The organism is Acinetobacter sp. IK31, from assembly GCF_035615195.1.
Lineage (GTDB): Bacteria > Pseudomonadota > Gammaproteobacteria > Pseudomonadales > Moraxellaceae > Acinetobacter > Acinetobacter calcoaceticus_C.
Window position 1 is genome coordinate 110695 of record NZ_JANBOB010000032.1, and the last position, 25528, is coordinate 136222.

General features: G+C 39.7%; 18 protein-coding genes and 1 pseudogene. 9 read left to right on the plus strand and 10 right to left on the minus strand.

Translation table 11 applies throughout. The annotated features are described in order from the left end of the window. The first annotated feature begins 19 nt into the window (after positions 1-19). Positions 20-1027 carry a hypothetical protein gene (locus MSG66_RS16135; RefSeq protein ID WP_202742764.1) on the plus strand — a complete coding sequence of 336 codons (1008 nt, stop codon included), beginning with the start codon at positions 20-22 and terminating at the stop codon, positions 1025-1027. A 23-nt stretch (positions 1028-1050) separates the two neighbouring features. Here the strand turns inward: MSG66_RS16135 and MSG66_RS16140 are convergent, their stop codons facing one another. After that, on the minus strand, positions 1051-3315 hold the full coding sequence (locus MSG66_RS16140; RefSeq protein ID WP_324654606.1) for a TonB-dependent siderophore receptor: 2265 nt from the start codon (positions 3313-3315) through the stop codon (positions 1051-1053). A 170-nt stretch (positions 3316-3485) separates the two neighbouring features. After that, positions 3486-4124: a Fe-S biogenesis protein NfuA gene (gene nfuA, locus MSG66_RS16145; protein WP_133974854.1), complete on the minus strand. Its 639-nt coding sequence runs from the start codon at positions 4122-4124 to the stop codon at positions 3486-3488. A 158-nt stretch (positions 4125-4282) separates the two neighbouring features. Between nfuA and MSG66_RS16150 the strand changes: the two genes are divergently transcribed. From MSG66_RS16150 to MSG66_RS16170, 5 genes are all read left to right on the plus strand, one after another. Beyond that, positions 4283-4900, plus strand: a complete 618-nt coding sequence (locus tag MSG66_RS16150; protein ID WP_324654607.1) for a rhomboid family intramembrane serine protease — start codon at positions 4283-4285, stop codon at positions 4898-4900. A gap of 169 nt (positions 4901-5069) precedes the next feature. Continuing rightward, positions 5070-6746, plus strand: coding sequence for an arylsulfatase (locus MSG66_RS16155; RefSeq protein WP_324654608.1), 1677 nt, complete (start codon positions 5070-5072; stop codon positions 6744-6746). Then, positions 6743-7747 (plus strand): SUMF1/EgtB/PvdO family nonheme iron enzyme, encoded by a 1005-nt coding sequence (locus MSG66_RS16160; RefSeq protein WP_324654609.1) that lies wholly within the window; start codon positions 6743-6745, stop codon positions 7745-7747. The genes MSG66_RS16155 and MSG66_RS16160 overlap by 4 nt, the downstream gene beginning before the upstream one ends. A 109-nt stretch (positions 7748-7856) precedes the next feature. Then, a complete protein-coding gene (locus MSG66_RS16165) occupies positions 7857-8021 on the plus strand; it encodes a hypothetical protein (RefSeq protein WP_202742934.1) in 165 nt (54 codons plus the stop codon). 554 nt (positions 8022-8575) lie between these two features. Beyond that, on the plus strand, positions 8576-10123 hold the full coding sequence (locus MSG66_RS16170; RefSeq protein ID WP_324654610.1) for a hypothetical protein: 1548 nt from the start codon (positions 8576-8578) through the stop codon (positions 10121-10123). A gap of 46 nt (positions 10124-10169) precedes the next feature. Here the strand turns inward: MSG66_RS16170 and MSG66_RS16175 are convergent, their stop codons facing one another. Both MSG66_RS16175 and MSG66_RS16180 read right to left on the minus strand, forming a co-directional pair. Continuing rightward, positions 10170-11504: a D-serine ammonia-lyase gene (locus MSG66_RS16175; RefSeq protein ID WP_324654611.1), complete on the minus strand. Its 1335-nt coding sequence runs from the start codon at positions 11502-11504 to the stop codon at positions 10170-10172. A 164-nt stretch (positions 11505-11668) separates the two neighbouring features. Further along, a complete protein-coding gene (locus MSG66_RS16180) occupies positions 11669-13300 on the minus strand; it encodes an inorganic phosphate transporter (protein WP_133974859.1) in 1632 nt (543 codons plus the stop codon). Positions 13301-13767: 467 nt separating this feature from the next. Between MSG66_RS16180 and metH the strand changes: the two genes are divergently transcribed. After that, positions 13768-17454: a methionine synthase gene (metH, locus tag MSG66_RS16185; RefSeq protein WP_324654612.1), complete on the plus strand. Its 3687-nt coding sequence runs from the start codon at positions 13768-13770 to the stop codon at positions 17452-17454. Positions 17455-17574: 120 nt separating this feature from the next. Here metH and MSG66_RS16190 read toward each other — a convergent pair whose 3' ends face one another. From MSG66_RS16190 to MSG66_RS16205, 4 genes are all read right to left on the minus strand, one after another. Continuing rightward, positions 17575-18579, minus strand: a complete 1005-nt coding sequence (locus MSG66_RS16190; RefSeq protein WP_000080243.1) for a transketolase family protein — start codon at positions 18577-18579, stop codon at positions 17575-17577. Between the two features lie 10 nt (positions 18580-18589). After that, positions 18590-19435 (minus strand): transketolase, encoded by an 846-nt coding sequence (locus MSG66_RS16195; protein ID WP_324654674.1) that lies wholly within the window; start codon positions 19433-19435, stop codon positions 18590-18592. A gap of 19 nt (positions 19436-19454) precedes the next feature. Next, the gene (locus MSG66_RS16200; RefSeq protein WP_324654675.1) at positions 19455-20756 is read right to left on the minus strand and encodes an MFS transporter; all 1302 of its coding nucleotides are present in this window, start codon (positions 20754-20756) and stop codon (positions 19455-19457) included. A 77-nt stretch (positions 20757-20833) separates the two neighbouring features. Then, entirely contained in the window at positions 20834-21583 is a 750-nt protein-coding gene (locus MSG66_RS16205; protein WP_262472842.1) for an SDR family NAD(P)-dependent oxidoreductase, read from the minus strand. Positions 21584-21767: 184 nt separating this feature from the next. Between MSG66_RS16205 and MSG66_RS16210 the strand changes: the two genes are divergently transcribed. After that, positions 21768-22643: a LysR substrate-binding domain-containing protein gene (locus MSG66_RS16210; RefSeq protein WP_324654676.1), complete on the plus strand. Its 876-nt coding sequence runs from the start codon at positions 21768-21770 to the stop codon at positions 22641-22643. Between the two features lie 7 nt (positions 22644-22650). On the opposite strand, the pseudogene MSG66_RS16215 reads toward MSG66_RS16210, so the two are convergent. Next, a pseudogene (locus tag MSG66_RS16215) lies at positions 22651-22854 on the minus strand (hypothetical protein); the annotation flags it as partial. 191 nt (positions 22855-23045) lie between these two features. Between MSG66_RS16215 and MSG66_RS16220 the strand changes: the two are divergent. Beyond that, entirely contained in the window at positions 23046-24191 is a 1146-nt protein-coding gene (locus MSG66_RS16220) for an aldose epimerase family protein (protein ID WP_324654613.1), read from the plus strand. A gap of 69 nt (positions 24192-24260) precedes the next feature. Here MSG66_RS16220 and MSG66_RS16225 read toward each other — a convergent pair whose 3' ends face one another. After that, positions 24261-25481 carry an MFS transporter gene (locus MSG66_RS16225; protein WP_324654614.1) on the minus strand — a complete coding sequence of 407 codons (1221 nt, stop codon included), beginning with the start codon at positions 25479-25481 and terminating at the stop codon, positions 24261-24263. Between the last annotated feature and the right edge of the window lie 47 nt (positions 25482-25528).

The window sequence follows — 25528 nt, forward strand, 5'->3', positions numbered from 1 at the left end:
TTCGGACTTGTGAGACCTTATGTCTACCCAACCGCTTATAGAAAAACTCATTGAAGCTCATCTTGATTTTTTAGATGAAGAATTCGCTCAGCCCCATGTTATCCAACAAGAATTTGAGCAATTTTATCATTGGTTGGGTAGTCGGCAACTACAACACCTCTGGACCTTTGAACAAATTCAGCAGCTGATTCAAAAGCAGATTTTAGACACCCCTGCTTCTGATTCCCTGCTTGAACAAATTGCAGAACATATCCGCTTTGCATTGATTCACCCAACCAATGACACTACAACAATTGAAGATGTTATTCCTGTTTTAACAATTGACGGAATTGCGCAATACGTTGCAAGTAAAGAACAGCATCGTAAAAAAATCATTAAAACGATTGTGAATAATCCTGCATTTTCAGCACTTTTGACTCAACTGATTCAACAAACAATGCATGACTATTTAGATGAGTCGATGTCAAAACGGGTGCCGGGTGTAGGTCGTTTTATGAAGATGGGTAAATCGGTTCTAGAAACCGTAACCGACTCAAATCTAGATGACACGATTCATCATTATTTGCAAAAGAATATTTTAAAACTCAGCCAAATGAGTGAGCGTGTTTTAAATCAACATTTTGACAATGATAAGCTCTACCATTTTCAAGCAAATGTTTGGCATAAAGTTAAAACCATGCCGCTTTCTGTTTTAAAAAATTATGTAGAAGTTCAGGATTTATCAAAAACTGTGGGTTTAGGACATGAGATTTGGGATCACATTCGCCAAACTTCTTATTTGAAACAACAAGTACATGATGGTATTTACACGTGGTATGTGCGTAATCAGGAACATAATTTTGACTTGTTACTTCGTGATCTGAATATAGATGAAAGCTTAATTCAACATGAACTGACTCAGTTACTTGTTCCCGTATTACAGCAATTAGTTGCAACAGGGCATTTAAGACGACGTGCTCGTGTTTACCTAGAGAAATTTTATTATTCTGAAAAAGCATTAGATATTTTAAATAACAAAGGCGCTTAAAGCGCCTTTGTTATTACTATGGATTAAAATGAATATTTTAGAGAAGCGTAATAAGCACGACCTGGCTCATTGTAAGTTTGGCTAATCGAATTACTGTCTCTTAAAATTTGTTTATCAAATAAGTTGCTTACACCAATACGGGTACTAATATTGTCTGAAATTTTATAACCCATATTAATTCCAGCGGTACTATAGCTTTTTACAGTGCTTGGCTTAATCGCAGAATTTGATCCACCTGAACCAATGCCAGATTCGATTCTATTTTCGGCAAACTGACGTGATTTTTGACGGCCATATTGAGTGAATACAAAATTCACATCCAACTGATCTGTAATGTCGTAATCAAAGATTGAGTTAATTGTATAGTTTGGAACCAAAGATAATGGATTACCCGTTTGCTTATCTTTCGAGTCCATCATATAGGTAAAGTTATTGGTCCAGCGAATGTCGCCAAAGTCTAGTCCCAAACTTCCTTCAAAACCTTGAATTAATGCTTTAGGCGTATTTTCCCATCGTAAGATATTCCACTTGGTATTGGTCACAGCTCCTGTATTTGCATTGGTACTTGAGCCATCTACAGTGCCAACAACATTAGTTCCTGCCACAATTTTATCTTTATAGTCATTACGGAACCAAGTTAAGCTTGCATTCACAATATCTTTTTGGAACTGGATGCCTAACTCTTTGTTTACCGAAGTTTCAGGTTTTAAATCACCATTACCTTGTAATAAACAACGCGAATCAATATTGGCTGGACAACCATTGCCGTTTGTACTGAGTAAGTACCCTTCAGCATTTTGATACATATTCGGTGCTTTATAAGCTTTAGCTACTCCACCTTTTAAAGTGAAATAATCATTGAGTCTTTGAGTAACGTTTAAGCTTGGGCTCCAGTTAGAACCAGATTTACTATGGTCGTCGAAACGCAAACCTAACACGGCATCAGTGCTGTCGGTGAGTTTCAAGTTATCTTCGATATATGCAGAAGCAATACGTGATTCCATTTTACTGCGATTGCCTTTGGCTAATTGATCGCCATAACCTGAACCGCTGCTATCTGTACCCTGATTTGTCGAAATATTATCTTTAAATCTGTCTTCAACCCATTCAGTACCGAGTGTTAATACGTGTGGTACATAATACTCAAACGGAATATTGGCTTCACCATTCAACCGAAGAGTTTCTAATCTTGAAGTGGCTTTATCATCCAGATTATTAATTTTTCCTTCTGTGCTGCCGCCAAGACCTTCCGGAAGACGTTTATTATGAGTCTTATCATATTGAGCAACTAACTTGCTCTTACCCCAAGACCAGTCCCCTTCATGAGTTAATGCATAGCTATCGCGGTACATCGTATTGGTTTCTTTACCAATAAGTTCCGAGAGAATTGCATCTGCTTCAGCATTTGCATTTAACTGAGAATCGCCAGAATAAATATTACCTTGCTTGCTAGATGAAACATCAAGTAAGACGGTTTGCTGATCTGTTGCTTGCCATGCTAAGCGTCCCGAAATATCTTTATTTTTAACGCCTTCACGCCCAGCGGCTGTACTTCCAATTGATTTATTAATATCAACATCGTCAGATTCTGTTTTATTGTAATTACCATATAGACGGTATGATAGAACATCTTTAATCAGTGGCCCACTTACATTAAAACCAACACGATTTGATGAACCTTCTTTAGAATCTTCGGGTTGTGATGTATAAAATTCTACCGAGCCATGGGTTTCGTTAGTGACTTTTTTAGTAATGATATTGACTACACCACCTGCCGCACCCGAACCATATCGAGCTGCCGCTGGTCCACGTAAAACTTCAATAGATTCGATTGCTTCTGCTGGAACCCAGTTTGAATCACCCCGTGTATCACGCTCTCCTTTCCAACCATAACGAACTGAATTACGAGAGTTAATCGGTTTTCCATCCACTAAAATGAGTGTATTTTCAGGACCCATTCCACGAATATCAATTTGTCTATTATTACCACGCTGCCCCGTTGCGCTATTGCCTGTTAAATTGACACCCGGCATACGACGCACATAATCAGAAATATCATTACGAACTGGTAGTTTTTCTAAATCTTCTTGGGTGATCACTGATACACCGAGCGATTGCTTTACTTGCTCTTCAGCCGTTACAAAAATTGTTTCCAATTTCACAGGTTCAGCAGGCTTTTCTAATGCTTGTTCAGCTTGTTCTTGCTCATTTTTTGCAGCATAAGCCATAGACATCATACTTGCCAGTACTGAAACAGAAAGCACTGACTGGATAATACGCTTCGACATAAGTATTCCCAATATATTGATTTATTAAACATCTCTCATTTTAAGTTCCGCATTGTAACAAATCTAAATAAAATTACAAATGATATTGATAATAATTATCATTATTTATATTGAATAATAAAAAAAGCCTCAAATCGAGGCCTTTTTATTTCACTTTTCAAATAATTTGATTATTTGAAATAAGCACCTTCAGCTTGGGTATGGTCAGTTTCATCAACCACACGTTGTAGCTCAGGAATGTTCTCTTTCAAAGTCGTTTCTACACCTTGTTTTAAGGTAACGTCAATTGCAGAACATCCTTGGCAACCACCACCAAATTTCAAGACAGCTGTTAAACCATGTTCTGGATTATCTTGTACTTCTACCAAGCTACAATTTCCGCCATGCCCTGCAAGGCCCGGGTTAATTTCTGCTTGAAGAATGTAAGTAATACGTTCTTCAATTGATGCATCTGGACCAACTCGTGGAACTTTAGAGTTTGGAGCACGGAAGGTTAACTGACCACCAAAACGGTCCTTGTTATAATCAATTACAGCATCTAAAAGGTAAGGAATAGATGGTGCATCAATATATGCAGGGAAATCAGGATAGTCCTGTTTATAATCCGTCGGGATCACTTCTTCTGGTGCACTATATGCCATACAGCATTCTGCACGTGGCGTACCCGGATGTTCAACAAAAACTCGAACGCCAATTCCCGGAGTATTTTGTTTCGACAATAAATCGTGCAAATACTCTTGTGCAGATGGGGTAATCAAAAGGTTTGGAATTTCTTCTGCAACAGCAGTGTTGGTGTTCTCAGTCGACATAACAATATTCCTCAAGCTGATGCCTTTATATTAACTGAAGATGAGGTAGATTGAAAAAAAATCAACTAAATTTGTCGGATTTATACACAACAGGGTTTCAACTTAAGTTTTTAATGGCATTATTGGGCTCAGTATTGATCATTTTTTAAATATTCCTTATGTTGCATTTGCCGTTTAACCATACCATTACCCTTATTATTATTACGGTCATTGTCTCTTTACTTGCTTTTAGCAACCAAAATGTGATGAATCGACTTATCTTTTGGCCACCAGCAATGCAACGAGGTCAATTTGATCGTTTCATTACTCATGGCTTTATTCATGCAGATGGAACCCATCTACTTTTTAACATGATCACCCTGTTTTTCTTTGGCAGCATTATTGAAAGTTTTTACCGCCAATATTTTTATGACATGGGTTTTGTATTGTTTTACTTAGGTGCTTTGATCTTTGCGATTTTACCTAGCTATTTACAACATAGAAATGATACAAACTGGGCTAGTCTAGGCGCCTCTGGTGCAGTTTCCGCTGTTTTATTTGCTTATATTCTATTTCAACCATGGAAGCTGATTTTTGTATTCTTCATTCCAGTACCAGCAATCATTTTTGCTGTTTTATATGTAGCGTACAGTATTTGGGCGGGCAAACGTGGCAATAGTCATATCAATCATAGTGCTCACTTGTGGGGTGCAGCTTACGGGGTCCTTGTAACCATTTTGATCGAACCTAAAGTGATTCCACATTTCTTAGACCAGCTTACTCGCTTACCGTTCTAAACTAAAAATTCAAAGAAAAGCCCGCAATGGGCTTTTCTTTTTTTCTCATTTATTTATCACCATAAATTCTCAGTCTTTTTTCTGATTTTCTTTGATCTTTTCCTTGTTTTGATTGCAAAAACCATCTGATTAAACTCATGCCAATTCTTTTAATAATTCAGATGATACAATGAAGTACAAAGCAATTTTATCTAGCCTTTCCATTGCCTTATTTAGCTTATCTTTGGCTGGGTGTAATGACAACGATTCACAAGAAACTGGTGTAAGTAAGCCACAACAGCCCAATATATTATTTATTATGGCCGATGACTTAGGCTATTCAGATTTAGGAGCTTTTGGCGGGGAAATTCATACACCAAATATTGATAGCCTATCTCAAGAAGGCCGTCTTTTAACTGATTATCATACTGCCCCAACATGCTCACCAACACGTTCTCAACTCATTTCTGGTACTGATCACCATTTGGCTGGTATTGGTGCAATGGCTGAGCTCACGCCAGAACATTTGAAGGGACAGCCAGGCTACGAAGGGTATTTAAACGAACGTTCATTATCGATTGCACAAGTGCTGAAAGATAATGGCTATCGTACTTATATCAGCGGTAAATGGCATTTAGGGTTAACCCCTGAAACCAATGCACATGCGAAAGGTTTTGACCATTCATTTACATTATTACAAGGTCTAGATCACCACTTTAAGCAAGCGCCAAGTGCCTTTAAGCGAAATTCAACATATACAGAAGATGGGCAAATTGTTCCTGTTTCGGCATTGCCTGATGACTTTTTTTCGACTAACTATTTTACCGATAAATTACTGAGCTATTTAGACTCTGGTAAAAGTAGTGGAAAACCCTTCTTTGCCTATGCAGCCTATACCGCACCTCATTGGCCAATTCAGGCACCTGCTGAGTATCGCGAACGTTATCGCGGAGTTTACGATGTTGGTTACGATGCAATTCGTAATGCGCGTATCGCACGCCAAAAACAGCTTGGCATTATTCCTGCAAATTTTGATGCAGCAGAACCAATTTCCACTCAAAACACCCCACAAAAATATGGAAAATGGAATGAATTAACAGCCGAGCAAAAAGCACTTGAAGCCCGTAAAATGGAAATCTATGCAGGTATGGTAGAAAATCTCGATGCCAATGTGGGCCGAATTATTCAATACCTCAAACAAAATAATCTTTATGAAAATACCTTAATTTTCTTTGTTTCCGACAATGGCGCAGAAGGTTTTGTACGTGGAGGATACGGCAGTGAATCTGGCTTTGATAACTCTGTAGCAAATGTAGGTACGCCGACTTCGTATCACTATATTGGACCACGTTGGGCTGAGGTTAGCGCTGCGCCATTCCATTTATGGAAAGATACAGCCGGTGAAGGCGCGACCACGGCCCCTGCTATTGTGAAATTACCACATCAGAAAAAAGCAGAAGAAACCAATAACAGCTTTGCATCCGTGCTCGATGTTTTCCCAACTTTACTAGAATATGCTCATATTCCAGTACCTCAAGGCCAATATAATGGCCGTACCATTAATACGCCATCAGGGATTTCATGGAAGCCTTTGCTTGAAAATAAAACAACTACGATTCGCCCCGAAAATTTTAGTTTTGCCGATGAGTTACATGGCAGTAAATATGCAAAACAAGGCGAGTGGAAAATTGCACTTCAAGGGCGCCCTGAATTAGGTACAGGAAATTGGGAGTTATACAACATTAAAACAGACCGAGGTGAAAGACAGAACGTTGCTCAGATTTACCCAGCTAAAGTCCAAGAACTTTTATCGGTCTATCAAAAATATACTGAAAAGAATGGTGTGCAGGAATATAACGCTAAATGAGATTAAAACCATTTTTAGTTACCACCATCAGCCTGTCTTTTATGGCGGGCTGTAGCCAACCTTCACAAGTTTCTGAACCTGTATCATCGTCTCAGAAACAAACTTCTTTAGCTGACTTAGGTTCTATTGAAAAGTGTAAAAATTACACAGGACTACCTCAAAGTTGGCTGAAGAAACCCACTGCTGGAATGGTTTTAATTGCCGATGGGAATTTTAATTTTGGTTCTGAGAAAGCCTATCCCGATGAACTTAATTTTGGAAAAAAGCAAAGGGAAGTTAAAGGCTTCTGGATTGACCAGACTGAAGTCACCGTTGCTCAGTTTACAAGTTTCGTAAAAGCAACGGGCTATATCACCGATGCCGAAAAACAAAAGCAGGCCGCAGTTTTTTCACCAGACCCTGATCATCCACAGCAATGGTGGCAGCTAAAGTCAGGTTATACATGGAAAACCCCAAACGGCAGTAATGGCGCCGTAGCAAACTCTAATGAACCTGTGCGATATGTGAGTAAAAATGATGCTGAACACTATGCAGTTTGGCTCGGACATGACTTACCAACAGAACTAGAATGGGAATATGCAGCTAAAGCAAACTCTCAAACTGATACACCATTGCACCAAGCCCCTACCGATGAACACCAACATCCACAAGCAAATTACTGGCAAGGTGAATTCCCTTTTCAAAACCTAAATCAAGATCATTTTAAAGATGTTGCGCCTGTTGGATGCTTTGCACCAAATAATTTTAAGCTATTTGATATGATTGGAAATGTGTGGGAATGGACCTCATCTCCCTATCAAGGTGCTCATGACCAACATATGGGAAATTATTCTGATTTAAGACAACAACAGATCTCAAGTACTCAATATGTAATTAAAGGCGGATCTTTTCTTTGTGCACAGAACTATTGTTCACGTTACCGAAGCAGTAGCCGCTATCCGCAAGACTTTGATTTAGCAGCAACTCATGTTGGTTTTCGAACAATTTTACGATCTCCTTAATTTCTTCTTAATTCCACTAATTAAAGATATTTTTTAACCAAAATTAGGTCGAAAAATAATCAGAATATTTCTATAGTATAAAAGAGAATGATAAAAAAGTGAGAACATGATGAAAAAACTACTTCTTTGCGCGGCAGCCATTTTCACAATGTCACTGTCAGCCTGTGCCGTTCACACCCCAGATGGCAGTATTGTAATTGACCCAGATTCACCTTACTACGGACAACCTGGAGGTTTTTGCCCACCAGGACAAGCGAAAAAAGGACGTTGTTAGTTATTACCTCTTCCAAAGCAATTTTCAAGTTGCTTTGGAAAAGTAGATTTTAATAAAAGTGATGAATTGAATACTTCAGCGGAGGGCTTCAGCCCAAAAATAGTTGGGATGAAACTAGAAAATTATGGTGCAAAAAAATCACCATATCCCCAAGATTTTTAAAAGACAATCTTATGTTGTCTTCTATCTAGTTTCACCCCAATTCTTTCTTATTCAATCTGACTTTTCTTATCTTTTAATAAAAAGTCTAGTTTTTAATCATTTCTGTATCTGTATTATTGATACATTTTGAACATTTTACCTTCAGGTTAAAACTGATGTATTTGCTTAATACAAAATAATCATTTATGTAACATAAGTCTATAAAAATGTTCTAAAAATGTGAAAAAAATTAAGACTAAAACGAGATGAATTTATCATAATAAATTTCTATTTCACGCTTCATCACAAAAATAATCAATATTATTTTGTCAGTTATTGCCACTCGTTTCCTTTCATTGGCATAGATAATGTATACATCTGTATATTAACCCAGTCGTATAACGAGATATTTTATGTCCAGCACAAGTCAAGTCGAAGGTCTACAATTTCCAGTACACGCCTCAACAAAAAAACAAAGTACATCTCTTACAGGCCAAGAGATTTTGTCAGAGGCTTTATCTGTCGTAGATAATAAAACTGCGCAACAAGTGCTGAATGAAAAAAACTGGCGAAAAAACTACCCTATATATTTTAAAGCACTTGTTAAACAAGGGATCTCTAATAGTAGCAACCCCATTACTATTGCTAAGCAAGGTTTGCATAAAGCTCACCATATTTTTGACTTTTATCGTGATAGTAAACACTATCTTTTAAAAGATGCGGTTCATATTGCTTCATCTACGCCTCTTCATACAGTAAAACTTAAAGGTGAAAGTGAAGCAGCACCAGAGTGGTATGTTCCTTATAAAGGACAAAAACTCAGTGGACAAAGCTTGCTTGACCAGATTCAGCATTGGGAAAATGCAGGTATTATGGAGCCGAGCCATGCACAGGCTTTACGTGAAGCCGTAGCCCATCCAGAATGGTTTGATTTATCTGACCGTACTATGGTGCTGTTTGGTGCAGCTTCAGAAGCAGGACCTCTACCTTGGTTAGCTAAATGGAAAGCGAATATTATTGCTGTCGACTTACCAAACCCACGTGTCTGGGGCAAAATTTTAAATACGATTCAACAAGGAAACGCAACCCTCATTGCACCATGTGTTGAACCAGTTGATTCATCAGCAAAAGTTTCTGAACTAAAAGATAAATTGGGTGCAAATTTACTAACTCAATTACCAGAAATTGCGCAGTGGTTAGTTCAGTTTCCACAAAAATTAGATTTAGCTGCAATTGCCTATTTAGATGGGGAAAAGCATGTTCGTGTTTCCATGGCAATGGACAGCATCATGCAATTTGTAAGCGAGCATAAGTCTGATACGAGCCTTATGTTTATGTGTACGCCAACCGATGTTTATGCGGTTCCTAAAGAAGTTGCCAAAGCTGCTCAACAAAAGTTTAAATCACGTACAAAAATACAAAAAATGGCAGTGAAAGGTGTTTCCGCTCTTTCGCTCAATCGTTTTTTTCAAGCGCCATATCAAGACTTAATTGCTTGTGAAAATGGAAAAACTTATGGCATTGCCGACTGTCTAGTTGTTGAACAAGGGCCAAATTACGCCTTGGCAAAACGCATTCAACAATGGCGTGCTATTTTGGCCCGCCATCAGGGACAACAGGTAAGTATTAATATTGCTCCATCTACAACGACTCACTCTGTGACTAAAAATCCATTGTTAAAAGCTGCTTTTAATGGTGCAGAGCTTTTTGATGTAGAAGCATTTAGCCCTGAAACGACCAATGCCATTATGGCGGCAATCTGGATTCATGACTTAAGAAATGAGTCTTCTGTAGCAAATCCTGAAACTGAGCTGGACCATCCACTTGAACTCATGATGGAAGGTGCCAACCACGGCGGATTGTGGCGTGTTGCTTATTTAGCAAGAACTGCCCTGCCTTTTGCTGCAATCTATGGCTTTGCAATCGAAAAACTACCATTTGGGAAATCATCTAAAAAATAATGATATTAAAGCCCAATTCTAGAATTGGGCTTTTTTCTATATTTATCTATTTATTTTGAAAGTGTGATAGATATTTTTGCATTTCATCAGGCGGCACCATACCGCCTCCTGTCGCCCATATCACATGGGTTGCCTGTTGTAGTTTCTCAGCTGATAGTTGATGTAAAGCCAAATAATCAGGACTCGTCTGGACATAATATGGCCCCATCATTCCAGCTACCGCAGAAGGCTCAAGTTGAATATTTTCGGTTTGATTTAAAAGTGCAATGAGCTCATATAAACGTTCATCATCAATGGTGTAGTAGCCATCAATTAACTGCTGCATAGCACGTCCCACAAAACCTGAAGCACGGCCTACTGCGAGCCCATCTGCGGCAGTTACGTTATCGAGTCCAATGTCATTCACTGAAATCTGATCATGCAAACCTGTATGGACACCCAGTAACATACATGGCGAATGGGTGGGTTCTGCAAAAATGCAGTGAACATGCTCACCAAAAGCAAGTTTCAACCCAAAACTGACACCTCCAGGGCCACCACCAACGCCACATGGCAAATAAACAAATAATGGGTGTTCAGCATCGACTTTAATTTGTTTTTGCTCAAATTGCTGTTTTAAACGTATTCCTGCAACTGCATAACCTAAAAATAATGTTTTTGAGTTTTCATCATCAATAAAAAAGCAGTGCGGATCTTGCTCTGCTGCTTTTCTTCCCTCTTCAACAGCGACTCCATAGTCACTAGCATATTCCACAACATTAACGCCCAGTGAACGTAGTTTATCTTTCTTCCACTGCCTCGCATCGGCAGACATATGAACAGTTACTCTAAAGCCCAGTTTGGCACTCATGATACCAATCGAAAGCCCTAAATTTCCTGTAGAACCTACCGCAACTTGGTACTTAGAGAAAAACGTTCGAAATGAGTCTTGATCTAACTTACTATAATCGTCTTCCAACTTGAGAAGTCCAGCCTCAATTGCCAACTTTTCCGCATGAGCCAAGACTTCATAAATACCACCACGTGCTTTGATTGAACCAGAAATAGGTAAATGGCTATCTTTTTTCAGCCAGAATGTTCCACTCAACTGCACTTGTTTTGTTGAAGATAATGCTTGTTGCATATGGGCAATTTCAACTATTTCTGATTCAATTTTTCCATGTTGTGCTTGAGTTTCAGGAAACACCTTTGCTAAGTACGGTGCAAAGCGCTCTAATCTGGCTTCTGCTTCACTTACGTCCTCTGCTGTGAGCCCAACTTTTTCTAAAGCTTCTTTTAAAGGATAGCAATGTGGTGTAAACCAAAATATCTCTTGATAATTCTGCAATTTTTCAATAAGTGGGAATTGTTGTTTTAGCTGATCTATTTGAATCTCATCCATAATCTATCCTGATATCAAAGTTTTAAGCCTAGCCTCTAAAGCTGCTTGATGCTCTATAATGACTTGTTAATTTATAGTTGAATGTACATGAAGATAGACTGAACATTAAAAAGAAACAAATAAAAAAGCCACTGTGAACAGTGGCTTTAATTTTTTAAATGCGTTTATACAAACTGTAAGAATAACCAGTACAAACCGCCTGACAAACAGATTGTTGCAGGAAGTGTAAATACCCATGCAGATAAAATTGTTTTAACTGTATTAAAGTTTAAACCAGATCTATTCGCTACCATGGTACCTGCCACAGCACTGTTTAAAACGTGTGTTGTTGAAACTGGCATACCTAAACCGTCAGCAGCTGCAATTGTACTCATTGCCACAAGTTCAGCAGACATCCCTTGACCATAAGTCATATGATGCTTACCAATACGTTCACCTACAGTCACAACAATACGTTTCCAACCAACCATTGTGCCGAGACCAAGTGCCAAAGCAACAGCTACTTTCACCCAAGTTGGGATGTATTGTAAGAATGAATCTAGGCTACTACGGTATGCTTTCACAAGTTTTTCTTGTGACTGATCCATTTTCGGTAATGCATTCGCTTTATCCAAACGTTTAAACGAAGTGGTGCTTAAATACATGTCATTACGAATTTCGCTAATTGCAGCTTCTGGAATATCTTTTAAGTTGTTATAGCTAGAAACACGCTCACCCAAATGATCAGTCATGCTTGCCAATGCAGGCATAACTTCCGGAGTTTGCTGTTTAGTTTGAATATATTTAGTCAAAATAACACGTGCTTTTTCATCGGTTAATTCTGGCTGATTTTGATTCAAAAATACGGCAGTTTGAGAAGAAAGCTGATGGAATGATTGAACTTGTTGTGTATCAAGGTTTTTATTTAATGAATAAGCCAAAGGCACCAGACCAACCAAAATCAGCATGATGAGACCCATACCTTTTTGACCGTCATTAGAACCATGTGCAAAACTTACACCTGTACAGGTAAAAATCAAGATTGCACGAATGATTGCTGGTGGTGGTTTATTCCCTTCAGGTGGCTGGAATAATTCTAATTGGCGTTTAAAAATAGTTTTAACCAACAAGAATACAATCGCTGCAAAAGCAAAACCAATTAAAGGTGAAAGCAATAATGCTTTACCAACTTTAATCACCTGATCCATATCAACACCACTGGTTGTTACGCCAGTCGATGCACTCAATAGATGGTTCATAATGCCCACACCCAAGATTGAACCAATCAAGGTATGAGAACTAGAAGCAGGAATACCCAAGAACCAAGTACCAAGGTTCCAAAGAATTGCAGCAATGAGAAGCGCAAAAACCATTGCGAAACCTGCACCGCTACCCATGTTCATAATCAATTCAACAGGCAACAATGCAATAATGCCGTAAGCGACTGCGCCGCTTGCAACCATTACCCCAAGAAAATTACAAAAACCTGCCCACATGACTGCAACTGGTGCAGGTAAAGCATTGGTGTAAATCACTGTTGCTACTGCATTTGCAGTATCGTGGAAGCCATTTACAAACTCAAAGCCTAATGCAATCAAGAGTGCTGTAGATAAAAGAATAACCGAATAAAGACTCAAAGGCGGTACGTGTGCTAAATCAGCACTCACCTGAAATCCAATATAAATAAGCGTTGCAACAATAATCGTCAGAAACACCGGCATAAAAAACTTAGGTGTCGGGACATGTACATTCGTCGATTTGACTTGCAGGTTTGCCGCAAGTTTTGAATCCGAAACAGGGGGTAGATTAGAATTCATGCAGACGGTAAGAGGATAGAAAAATCCTCTGTATTCTTAAATTAAATTATGACAATTATATGACAAAGCAGCGCCTGATGAAGTCAATTTTTCATATTTTGACCTCATTTGATGCACCTTTCCTCAATGCAATTTATTTTTTTATTAAAATACAATAATTTAAATCAAGTTATATCTTCCTTATTTATGATTATTTTTAAAGCAAAAATATCTAAAAAATTACCTGTATGATTATTTTTTAAACAGCTTAATTGTCATAAAATGGAATATTGAAGATGAAATATTTCAATATCATGATCATTTTATGAATATTTGATGAAAAAACGCCCTATTTTTATCCGGACACACTTTTTTTAACGAGTAATTTACGGTGAATGGTGGGTCGTCATAGATCATCATTTGTGCTGCTATTCTGTTACAATAGCGCCGCATTTTTAAATTCGTATATATAAAGGTCAGGGTTTTCTATGTCTACGCTTGCCATCCTAAAAGCGCTTCTTGCTAAACGTATTTTGATTATTGATGGCGCAATGGGAACGATGATTCAGCGCCATAAATTAGAAGAAGCTGACTATCGTGGTGAGCGTTTTGCCGATTGGGCACATGACTTAAAAGGTAACAATGACCTGCTTGTTTTGACACAACCTCAAATTATTCAAGGCATTCATGAAGCTTACCTTGATGCTGGGGCAGACATTATTGAAACCAACAGCTTTAACGGCACACGTGTTTCTATGTCGGACTACCACATGGAAGATCTGGTTCCCGAAATTAACCGTGAAGCAGCACGTTTAGCAAAAGCAGCTTGTGAAAAATATTCAACGCCAGACAAACCTCGTTTTGTAGCAGGCGTACTTGGTCCCACATCTCGTACCTGTTCAATTTCACCGAATGTAAATGATCCGGCATTTCGTAATATTAGTTTTGATGCGCTAAAAGAAAATTATATTGAAGCGACTCATGCACTGATTGAAGGTGGTGCAGATATTCTTCTGATCGAAACTGTTTTTGATACTTTAAACTGTAAAGCTGCCATATTTGCGGTTAAAGAAGTGTTTAAGCAAATTGGTCGTGAATTACCGCTAATGATTTCAGGGACCATTACCGATGCATCTGGTCGTACCTTAACGGGTCAAACTGCCGAAGCTTTCTGGAACTCTGTACGTCATGGTGACTTACTCTCTATTGGTTTTAACTGCGCCCTTGGTGCAGATGCCATGCGTCCTCACGTAAAAACTATTTCTGATGTAGCAGATACCTTTGTTTCAGCGCATCCAAATGCTGGCTTACCAAATGCGTTTGGTGAATATGACGAGACTCCTGAACAAACAGCTGCCTTCTTAAAAGAGTTTGCAGAAAGTGGTCTCATTAACATTACGGGTGGATGTTGTGGTACGACTCCAGACCATATTCGTGCCATTTATAATGCAGTCAAAGACATTACACCTCGCCAAATTCCTAAAACTGTACCAGCTTGTCGTTTAAGTGGTTTAGAACCTTTTAATATTTATGACAACTCACTTTTTGTAAACGTTGGTGAACGTACTAACGTGACAGGTTCAAAAAAATTCCTACGCTTAATTCGCGAAGAAAACTTTGCCGAAGCTTTAGAAGTTGCACAGCAACAAGTGGAAGCTGGCGCCCAGATTATTGACATTAACATGGATGAAGGGATGCTCGATTCGCAAAATGCGATGGTGCATTTCTTAAACCTTGTGGCATCTGAACCTGATATTTCACGTGTGCCGATCATGATTGACTCATCAAAATGGGAAATCATTGAAGCAGGTCTAAAATGTGTACAAGGTAAACCGGTTGTTAACTCGATTTCCTTAAAAGAAGGTTATGACGAGTTTGTCGAAAAGGCTCGCCTCTGCCGTCAATATGGTGCTGCAGTTATTGTTATGGCCTTTGATGAAGCGGGTCAGGCCGATACCGCTGCACGTAAGCGTGAAATCTGTAAACGCTCATATGACATTTTGGTCAACGAAGTCGGTTACCCTGCTGAAGATATTATTTTTGATCCGAACGTATTTGCGGTTGCAACAGGGATTGAAGAACACAACAACTATGCTGTGGACTTTATTGAAGCAACCGGCTGGATTAAGCAGAACTTGCCACATGCCATGATTTCAGGTGGTGTATCGAACGTATCATTCTCGTTCCGTGGGAATGAACCTGTTCGTGAAGCGATTCACTCTGTGTTCTTGTACCATGCCATTAAACAAGGCATGACCATGGGGATTGTAAATGCAGGTCAAATGGCAATTTATGATGATATTCCTAAAGAACTCAAAGCTGCGGTTGAAGATGTTGTTTTAAACCAGAACCAAGGTGAGACTGGTCAGGCAGCTACAGAGAGATTACTCGAAGTCGCTGAAAAATATCGCGGACAAGGCGGTGCACAACGTGAAGCTGAAAACCTTGAATGGCGTAACGAGCCAGTTGAAAAACGTCTTGAATATGCGTTAGTGAAAGGTATTACTACCTACATCGACCAAGATACTGAAGAAGCACGTTTAAAAGCCAAGCGCCCATTAGATGTGATTGAAGGCGCTTTGATGGACGGTATGAACGTGGTCGGTGACTTGTTCGGTTCAGGCAAAATGTTCTTACCGCAGGTTGTAAAATCTGCACGTGTCATGAAGCAAGCTGTGGCTTGGCTCAACCCGTACATTGAAGCTGAAAAAACAGGCAGCCAGTCTAAAGGTAAAGTCCTGATGGCGACTGTTAAGGGTGACGTACATGATATTGGTAAAAATATTGTGGGTGTTGTACTCGGCTGTAATGGTTACGACATTGTTGACCTTGGTGTGATGGTACCTTGTGAGAAAATCTTACAAACTGCGATTGATGAAAAATGTGACATCATCGGTTTGTCGGGATTGATTACCCCATCTTTGGATGAAATGGTTTTTGTTGCTAAAGAAATGCAACGTAAAGGTTTTAATATACCTTTATTAATTGGTGGTGCTACGACATCGAAAGCACACACAGCAGTAAAAATTGATCCTCAGTACCATAACGATGCGGTGATTTATGTTGCCGATGCCTCACGTGCTGTGGGTGTTGCAACTACCCTGCTTTCAAAAGAAATGCGTGGAAAATTCATTGAAGAGCACCGTGCTGAATATGTCAAAATTCGTGAGCGCTTAGCCAACAAACAACCTAAAGCTGCAAAATTAACCTATGCAGAATCCGTTAAAAACGGCTTTAAAATTGATGAAAGTTATGTTCCTGCAAAACCAAACCTTTTGGGAACTCAAGTCTTAACAAACTACCCGCTTGAAACATTGGTTGAATATTTTGACTGGACGCCATTCTTCATTTCTTGGAGCTTGGCAGGTAAATACCCTAAAATTTTAGAAGATGAAGTGGTTGGCGAAGCTGCAACAGATTTGTACAACCAAGCACAAGCAATGTTGAAAGATATTATCGACAACAACCTTTTTGATGCCCGTGCTGTATTTGGTATGTTCCCTGCGCAGCGCACTGACGCAGACACAGTCAGCGTATTTGATGAAGTGGGTCAAAATGTTACGCACACATTTGAACATTTACGTCAACAATCAGACAAAGTAACAGGTAAACCGAACTTGTCTTTGGCAGATTACATCCGTACTGACCGTGAGCAACAGGACTACTTGGGCGGATTCACTGTATCGATTTTTGGTGCAGAAGAATTAGCAAACGAGTACAAAGCCAAAGGTGATGATTACTCTGCAATTTTAGTTCAGTCGTTGGCTGACCGTTTTGCAGAAGCTTTTGCAGAACATTTGCATGAACGCATTCGTAAAGAGTTCTGGGGCTATAAAGCTGATGAAACACTGAGTAATGAAGAACTGATTAAAGAGAAATATGTCGGTATTCGCCCTGCACCAGGTTACCCTGCTTGTCCAGAGCACTCTGAGAAAGCGGTGTTGTTTGACTGGCTAGGTTCTACCGATAAAATCGGTACTAAACTCACTGAGCATTTTGCAATGATGCCGCCATCTTCGGTGAGTGGTTTCTACTATTCGCATCCTCAAAGTGAATATTTTAACGTAGGTAAAATCTCTCAAGACCAACTTGAAGATTATGCAAAACGTAAAGGTTGGACACTCGATGAAGCGAAGCGTTGGTTAGGACCAAATTTAGATGATTCGATTGCTTAAACTGAAATAATTATTCAAAAGGTTTGTTCTCATCTTATTGAGAAAAGAACAACTCAGAATCGAAAAAGGGCGTGAAGGTAAATCCTGTCACGCCCCTTTTAATTTGAAAGCTAAATACTTTTATTTCAAATGTGACTTAATTTTCTCTTTAACTGCTTCAGTTGAAATACCATATCGATCATGTAAAGTTGGTAAAGCTCCTGCATCTAAAAATGCATCTGGCAAACCAATCATATCAAAACGAGGATGTTGTCCATTTCTTAAAAGTAATGACCCGACTGCTTCCCCTAAACCACCAATCACAGAATGGTTTTCGGCAGTTAAAACAGGACGTCCACCTTTAGCGACTTCATCTAAAATAGTTTGTTCATCTAAAGGCTTAATGGTAGGTACATGCAGTACTGAAACCTCAATGCCCTCTTTTTCAAGCTCTTCGGCTGCCTCAAGCGCACGCATGGTCAATAAACCAGTCGAGATAATGAGTAAATCTTTACCCGGTTTAATCACCTGTGCCTTACCCAATTTAAACTGGTAATTGTATTTATCGAGCACTAATGGAACCTGTCCACGCAATAAACGCATATATACCGGACCATTATGTGCAGCAATTTGAGGAATCGCCTGTTCAATTTCCAAGGCATCACATGGGTCAATGACCATCAAGTTCGGCATTGCACGAAAAATCGCAATATCGTCAGTCGCCTGATGACTTGGGCCATAACCCGTGGTTAAACCCGGAAGTGCCGCCACAATTTTGACATTCAGGTTATCTTCTGCAATCGCCATACAAATAAAGTCATAGGCACGGCGTGATGCAAACACAGCATAGGTAGTGGCAAAAGGAACGAATCCTTCACGAGCAAGTCCTGCTGCTGCACTCATCAAAAGTTGTTCTGCCATGCCCATTTGGAAAAACTTGTCTGGGTTTTCTTTAGCAAAAATATGCAGGTCAGTATATTTTGATAAATCGGCTGATAACCCTACAATATCATCACGCTCTTTTGCCAAGGCATTGAGTGCATGACCAAATGGCGCTGGTTTTGTTGGTTGACCCTCGGCAGCAATAGAAGCAATCATTGCCGAAGTGGTTAGTTTTTTCTTAGGAGGATTGGCTAACTGGCTCATGGTGTATTCCTTACTGTCCGTAGTGGGTCAAAATATTTAAAGCGTCATCCCATTCATGTTCATCAACACGAATGAAGTGTGTTTTTTCACGGCTTTCCAAGAAAGACACGCCTTTGCCCATTTTGGTGTCACAAATAATGACTCGCGGGCATGCTCCCTCATGGTTTCGTGCTTGGTCGAATGCCTCAAGTAAAGCTTCCATATTGTTGCCATCTACGCGTTGGGTGTACCAACCAAATGACTGCCAGCGGTCTACAATGGGTTCAAAAGCCAAAATTTCACTTGAGTGTCCATCTGCCTGTTGGTTATTTACATCAATAATGGCAATCAAGTTATCTAGTTTCCAATGAGAGGCAGACATCACCGCTTCCCATGTTGAGCCTTCATTTAACTCGCCATCAGACAATAAGTTATAAACAAAAGCATCTGACTTTTTCTGTTTGAGTCCTAGACATGTGCCGACTGCAATTCCAAGACCGTGGCCTAATGAACCACCTGTAATTTCCATGCCCGGTGTGTAAGAAGCCATGCCCGACATCGGTAAACGGCTGTCATCTGCACCGTAGGTTTCAAGTTCTTCAAACGGAATAATGTTTGCTTCAATTAAAGCTGCATAAAGTGCAATTGCATAGTGCCCAATAGAGAGATAAAAACGATCACGGCCTTCCCACTCTGGGTTTTCTGGCTGATATTTCATGGCATGGAAATAAGATACTGCGAGTAGATCTGCGGCACCTAATGCTTGTCCAACATAGCCTTGACCTTGTACTTGCCCCATACGTAAAGCATGTTGGCGAATGTGGTAGGCACGTTGTTGCAACTCGGCAATTTGGCCTGATTTATCAACATTTAACATTGTCATTTACTATTCCTTATTAACGATTGACCAGTTTTGCCGGAACGCGCAGAACCAAACTGGCACCGAAAATTAATACTGCTGTGATTAAGAACATGCCAATTGCATTTGAACCTGTGTTGGTGGTGACCCAACCAATTAAATAAGGTGAGCAGAATCCAGCAAGGTTGGCAAAGCTATTGACTGCTGCAATACCTGCCGCTGCTGACACACCACCCAAGAAGTTAGTCGGCAACATCCAGAATAAAGAAGATGCAGTGAGCACACCTGAGGCTGCAATGCAAAGGCAAATTAAAGAAAGTGTCAGATTAGAGGCGAGCAAAGTCGCAAGTGTGAGTGCGATCGCACCTGCACACATTGGAATAATTAAGTGCCAACGGCGTTCTTGGAAATAGTCACCACTACGCCCTGCCAAAAGCATAACTACAATGGCGCACATATAAGGCAGGCTTGTAAGCAAACCGATATGCCAATTATCACTGATACCTGAGTTACGAATGAGAGTGGGTAGCCAAAAGGTAATGGCGTATTGACCCATCACGACACAAAAGTAAATGCCTGCAAGTAACCATAAACGTTTATCAGCGACAAACTCTTTAACGCTCCCGTGACCTTCTTTGTGCTGGTTATCTTGAGCAAGCTCTTGCTTCACCAACTTTTTCTCATCTTGAGTTAACCAGTTGGCGTCTTGAACAGAGTCTTTTAAAACAGCAAGTACGAGCAAACCAACAAGAACCGTAGGAATGGCTTCAATGAGGAACATCCACTGCCAGCCAAACCAGCCATGCACACCGCTCATTCGGTCCATGATTAGGCCCGAAAGTGGTCCACCAATCATTCCCGAAATGGGAATAGCGATAAACCAAAGTACGGTCATGCGTGCCCGACGATAAGACGGGAACCAGTAAGTGAGGTAAAGTAACAAGCCCGGAGCCAAACCTGCTTCAGCAACACCCAGTAAAAAACGTAAGGTGTAAAATTGCCATTCAGTTTGAACAAAAGCAAAACAACCTGACAAAATACCCCATGTAATCATGATGCGGGCAATCCAGCGTCTTGCACCTACCTTGTGGAGTACGATGTTACTTGGCACTTCGCAAAGGAAATAACCAATAAAGAAAATCCCTGCACCCAATCCATATACAGCTTCACTAAACTGTAAATCGCTCATCATCTGGAGCTTGGCAAAACCAACATTGACTCGATCTAAATAGGCACAAAAATAACAAAGCATTAAAAATGGCATAAGCCGAAATGCAATTTTTCGATACGCCGATTTACGAACTGCCGTATCTACTTCAGATGAAAATACTGTATCCATCATGCGAATCCCTTTACATTTGGCCACAGTATCCTCTTGTGACCATCATTCTATTTTTAGTTTTTAAATGGCAAGCTTTAATGAATCAGCATGCCACCATTTACATCAAGTGTTACACCCGTTAAGTACGCTGACAGATCACTTGCCAAAAATAATGCTGCATTTGCAACGTCTTGTGCTTTACCTAAACGACCGAGTGGAATACCCGCAAGAATGTCATGACGGCGGTCATCATTCATTAAACCACCAGTAATATCGGTTTGGATCAGGCCCGGAGTAAGTGAATTTACACGAATCTGATCGCCACCAAATTCACGAGCCATCGCTTTTGCCAAACCTAAAACCCCTGCTTTTGCAGCGCTATAATGCGGCCCGCCAAAAATACCACCACCGCGTTGTGCTGAAACAGAAGATAGGCACACAATGCTTCCGCCACCATTTGCTTTCATTGATGGAATAACAGCTTGCGACACAATAAGTGTTCCGCGTAGGCTGACATCTAAAATACGGTCATAATCATTGCGTTGAATATCAAGTGTTTTTACAGGCTGGGTAATGCCGGCATTATTAATTAAAATATCAATCTGTCCGTAGTGCTGTAGCGCTTGTTCAACAGCTTCTTTAACCTGCTCTTCATTTGCAACGTTTGCAACAAGACCTAAATGTCCTTCACCAAGTGCCTTTGCAGCGTTTTGGCTTTGAGCAAGATCTAAATCAACAATAATGACTTTGGCACCTTGTTGTGCAAAGATTTCTGCGGTTGCTCGCCCAATTCCACGTTCTGATGCTGCACCAGTAATTAATGCCACTTTTCCTTGTAGTAACATGTTGAATCCTCTTTTACGCTTTATTTCCTGAGTTCGGACCTAGATTCTCTTTTTTCAGGAGTTCCAGCAATCATCTCGAATTCAACTAGGCATGAAAAAAATTCATGCCTATGCTATTTTGAAATGAGTTTTAGGGATAAAAACGGTTTATTTCATGGATAGTAGTGAAAACAATTTCAATCAGATGCCCTCAATTAAAACACTACAGGCTTTTGAACAAACTGCCCGTTTTGGCAATGTTGCTAAGGCAGCGGAGCATTTGAATCTCACTCCTTCAGCAGTCAGTCACCAAATTGCCAAACTAGAAGAAATGATTGGGCAGAGTTTATTTATTCGTGGTGCCCGTGGTGTGACGCTTACCCCGTCAGGTGAACGCTATTTTCAGGATGTCACCACCATTTTGCATAACCTGATGTTAGCCACTGAAAAAGCCGCTGATAAAAGTCCTAAAGACAGTTTATATATTCATTCATCCCCAAGTTTTGGTTTGCTTTGGCTACTGCCACGCCTCGAATCATTTAAAGAAAAGTTCCCGATGATTCAGGTCAACCTGTCGTGTTCTTATGAAAACTTGCACTTTACTCGTGACAAGATCGACATTGATATTCGCCATGGTTTACCTAACTGGACGGGTGTGGAAATCAGGACAATTCGTAATGAAAAGCTAGAAGTACTTGCATCTCCTAAGCTACTTGAACGTAGCCCAGTACATAAACCTCAAGATTTATTAAAAAAAGAACTGATTTTATCGCGCTCAACCTTAGTCACTTGGCCTCAGTGGTTTGCACATCAGGGCTTAAGCATTCCTGAGTTTCCCTATACTTTGAGTTTTGACTGCTCTTACATGTCACTTGAGGCAGCAACACACGGACTAGGTTTTGTTTTAGAAAGTAATTTACTTACTCAAAATTATGTAGAGTCTGGAAAGTTGGTTAGAGTTTTTGCAGATGAGCTATCGATTCCTATTTCTGCTCATCATTTGGTTTATCCACGGACCCATCAGTTTATTCCTAAAATTGAGCTGTTTTTAAACTGGATTTATGATGAGTTGGTAGATTGAAAAAGTGATTTCTTAGTGGCTGAGACTCTATAATTTCTTCAATAAAGTAAATCATCTTTTCAATAGTAAGCTCATCAATAACACCATGGTTAATAATTTTTGACTCAACAAAACCCAAGCCCTGTTCAAGTTGGATGTGTTGGTTGTTTAGGTCAAATGACAGGCTATTGAGACCAAATGAAAATTTTAAAACTGAGTTGGGATGAGTCATAAAAATGGCTTGCTGTTGAAGTTTGCTAAAAAAGTTACTTTATTTATAGCCTTAAATTGTGTTGGTTGTGGAATATTTAGCATTAACTACTCGATTATTATTAACACTATATATAATAAAAACCTCTTTAAAAAGATGAAAAATCAATCTTATATTCATCCAATCCTACTATTACAAAATAGAGTATAAACATGAAAAAATTAGTAATTTTAAGTTTTACGATTTATAGCTTTGCGCAACTTACAAATGCAGCAACATTAAATGTAAAACCATATGGTACGACTCAAGACGGTCGAAAAGTTGATCTATACACCATGAGCAATAACAAAGGTATCTCTGTTTCTTTTATTAGTTTTGGTGGCGTAATTACACAGATTTTGACTCCCGATGCACAAGGTAAAAAAAACAATATCGTTTTGGGCTTTGATGATCTAAAAGGTTATGAAATAACTGATACTAAGGAAGGTATTCATTTTGGTGGATTAATTGGTCGTTATGCGAACCGGATTGGCAATGCAAAATTTAGCTTAGAAGGGAAAACGTATAATCTTGAAAAAAATAATGGCCCGAATTCATTACATAGCGGCAATCCTGGTTTTGACAAACGTGTTTGGCAAGTTAAGCCCCTCGTGTCCAAAGGGGAAACCGTCAAAGCTTCTCTTAAGTTAACCAGTCCAAATGGTGATCAAGGTTTTCCCGGGAAATTAGATGTGGAAGTGATATATAGTCTTTCAGATCAAAATGAATTCCAGATTGAATATAAGGCCAAAACTGATCAACCTACAGTCGTCAATCTTACCAACCATAGTTATTTCAACTTGTCAGGAGCTGGGAATAACCCGTATGGCGTACTAGATCATGTTGTACAGCTCAATGCAGACCGTGTATTGGTAACCGATCAAAATTCTTTACCAACAGGTGAAATTGCTTCAGTTGCAGGTACACCTTTTGATTTTCGGACTCCTAAAGCAATTGTAAAAGATATTCGAGCAAATAATCAGCAATTGGCCTATGGATATGGCTATGACCAAACTTGGGTAATTAATCAAAAGTCTCAAGGGAAATTAAATCTTGCAGCTGTAGTGGTTGATCCAAAATCTAAACGGTCCATGCAAGTCTTCACCACTGAACCAAGCGTTCAGATGTATACGGCGAATCATTTATTAGGAAATATTGCTGGCGCAAATGGCGTACTTTATCGACAAGCAGATGCGCTAGCATTAGAAACACAGCATTTTCCAGACAGCCCCAATCAACCAACTTTTCCTTCTACCCGTTTGAACCCAAATCAAACGTATAACAGTGTCACCGTATTTAAATTTGGTATTCAAAAATAGTCTTTTGAATTGAAACTATATTCATCTTAAAAAAGACTCTCAGCCGAATATGACTGAGAGTCTTTTCATTTATTTAACTTTTGTGTTTGGTAAGAATGCAGTTGCAAATCCAAGTAATGGCAACAATGAACATAAACCAAATACCCATTCAATGCCGTTAATATCAGCTAAATGCCCTAACCCCGCTGCGGCAATACCACTTACCCCAAACATCAGGCCGAACATTAGACCTGCAATCATCCCCACACGGCCCGGAACAGCTTCTTGTGCATAAACCACCATGGCTGCAAAAGCAGATGACAATATCAAACCTGCAATGATCGAAAAAACGGTTGTCCAAAACAAGTTTGCATAAGGCATCATTAATGCAAACGGCGCCATACCTACAAATGAAACCCAGATAACCGCTTTACGGCCAATTTTGTCACCAATTGGACCACCCGCAAATGTTCCTAAAGCAACAGCAGCCAAGAAAGCAAATAAGTGCAATTGTGCTGTTTGAATGCTGATATGGAACTTTTGAATTAAGTAAAATGTAAAGTAATTACTAATGCTGGCAATGTAGGTGAATTTGGCGAACATCAACACACTAATGGTGCTCAAAGCAATAATGAGCTTACGACCATGCAATTTACTATGTGCTTGAGTCACCCGTGTTGCCACCTGACTTTTAGCATGGCTCACCGTCCAACGGCTTACACCAAATAAAACCCAAATGGCTAAAAGTGCAAATATAACTAAGCCAGCAACTGCATGCTGTCCAAACGGTACAATCAGCAAAGCTGCTAACAATGGACCAATGGCAGTGCCTGTGTTTCCACCCACCTGAAAAGTTGATTGAGCCGTACCGAAACGCCCACCGGATGCCATACGCGCCACTCGTGAAGCTTCAGGGTGAAAAGTTGCAGACCCTACCCCAATAAGCGCAGATGCACATAACAACACAGTAAAGCTTGGTGAAAATGCCAACAAAATAATGCCGCAGAATGTAACCATCATTCCGAGTGGCAGAAGATACGGTTTTGGATGTTTATCGGTATAAAGTCCAATCCAAGGCTGTAGCAGTGAACCTGTAATTTGGTATACAAATGAAATCAGGCCAACTTGAGCAAAACTCAGTGAAAAGTTTGCTTTAAGCATTGGATAGATGGCTGGTAAGACTGCCTGAATCAAATCATTCAGTAAATGTGCAACCGCCACGGCGCCTACAATTTTAATAATCATTCCTTGAGGCTGATCATTAGCAACGGTATTGGCAATACCATCTTTCAATTGTATTGAAGACGTCATACCTGAAAAACTCCAATATTTTTAAGTAAGGTGCTTATTGTAAATTG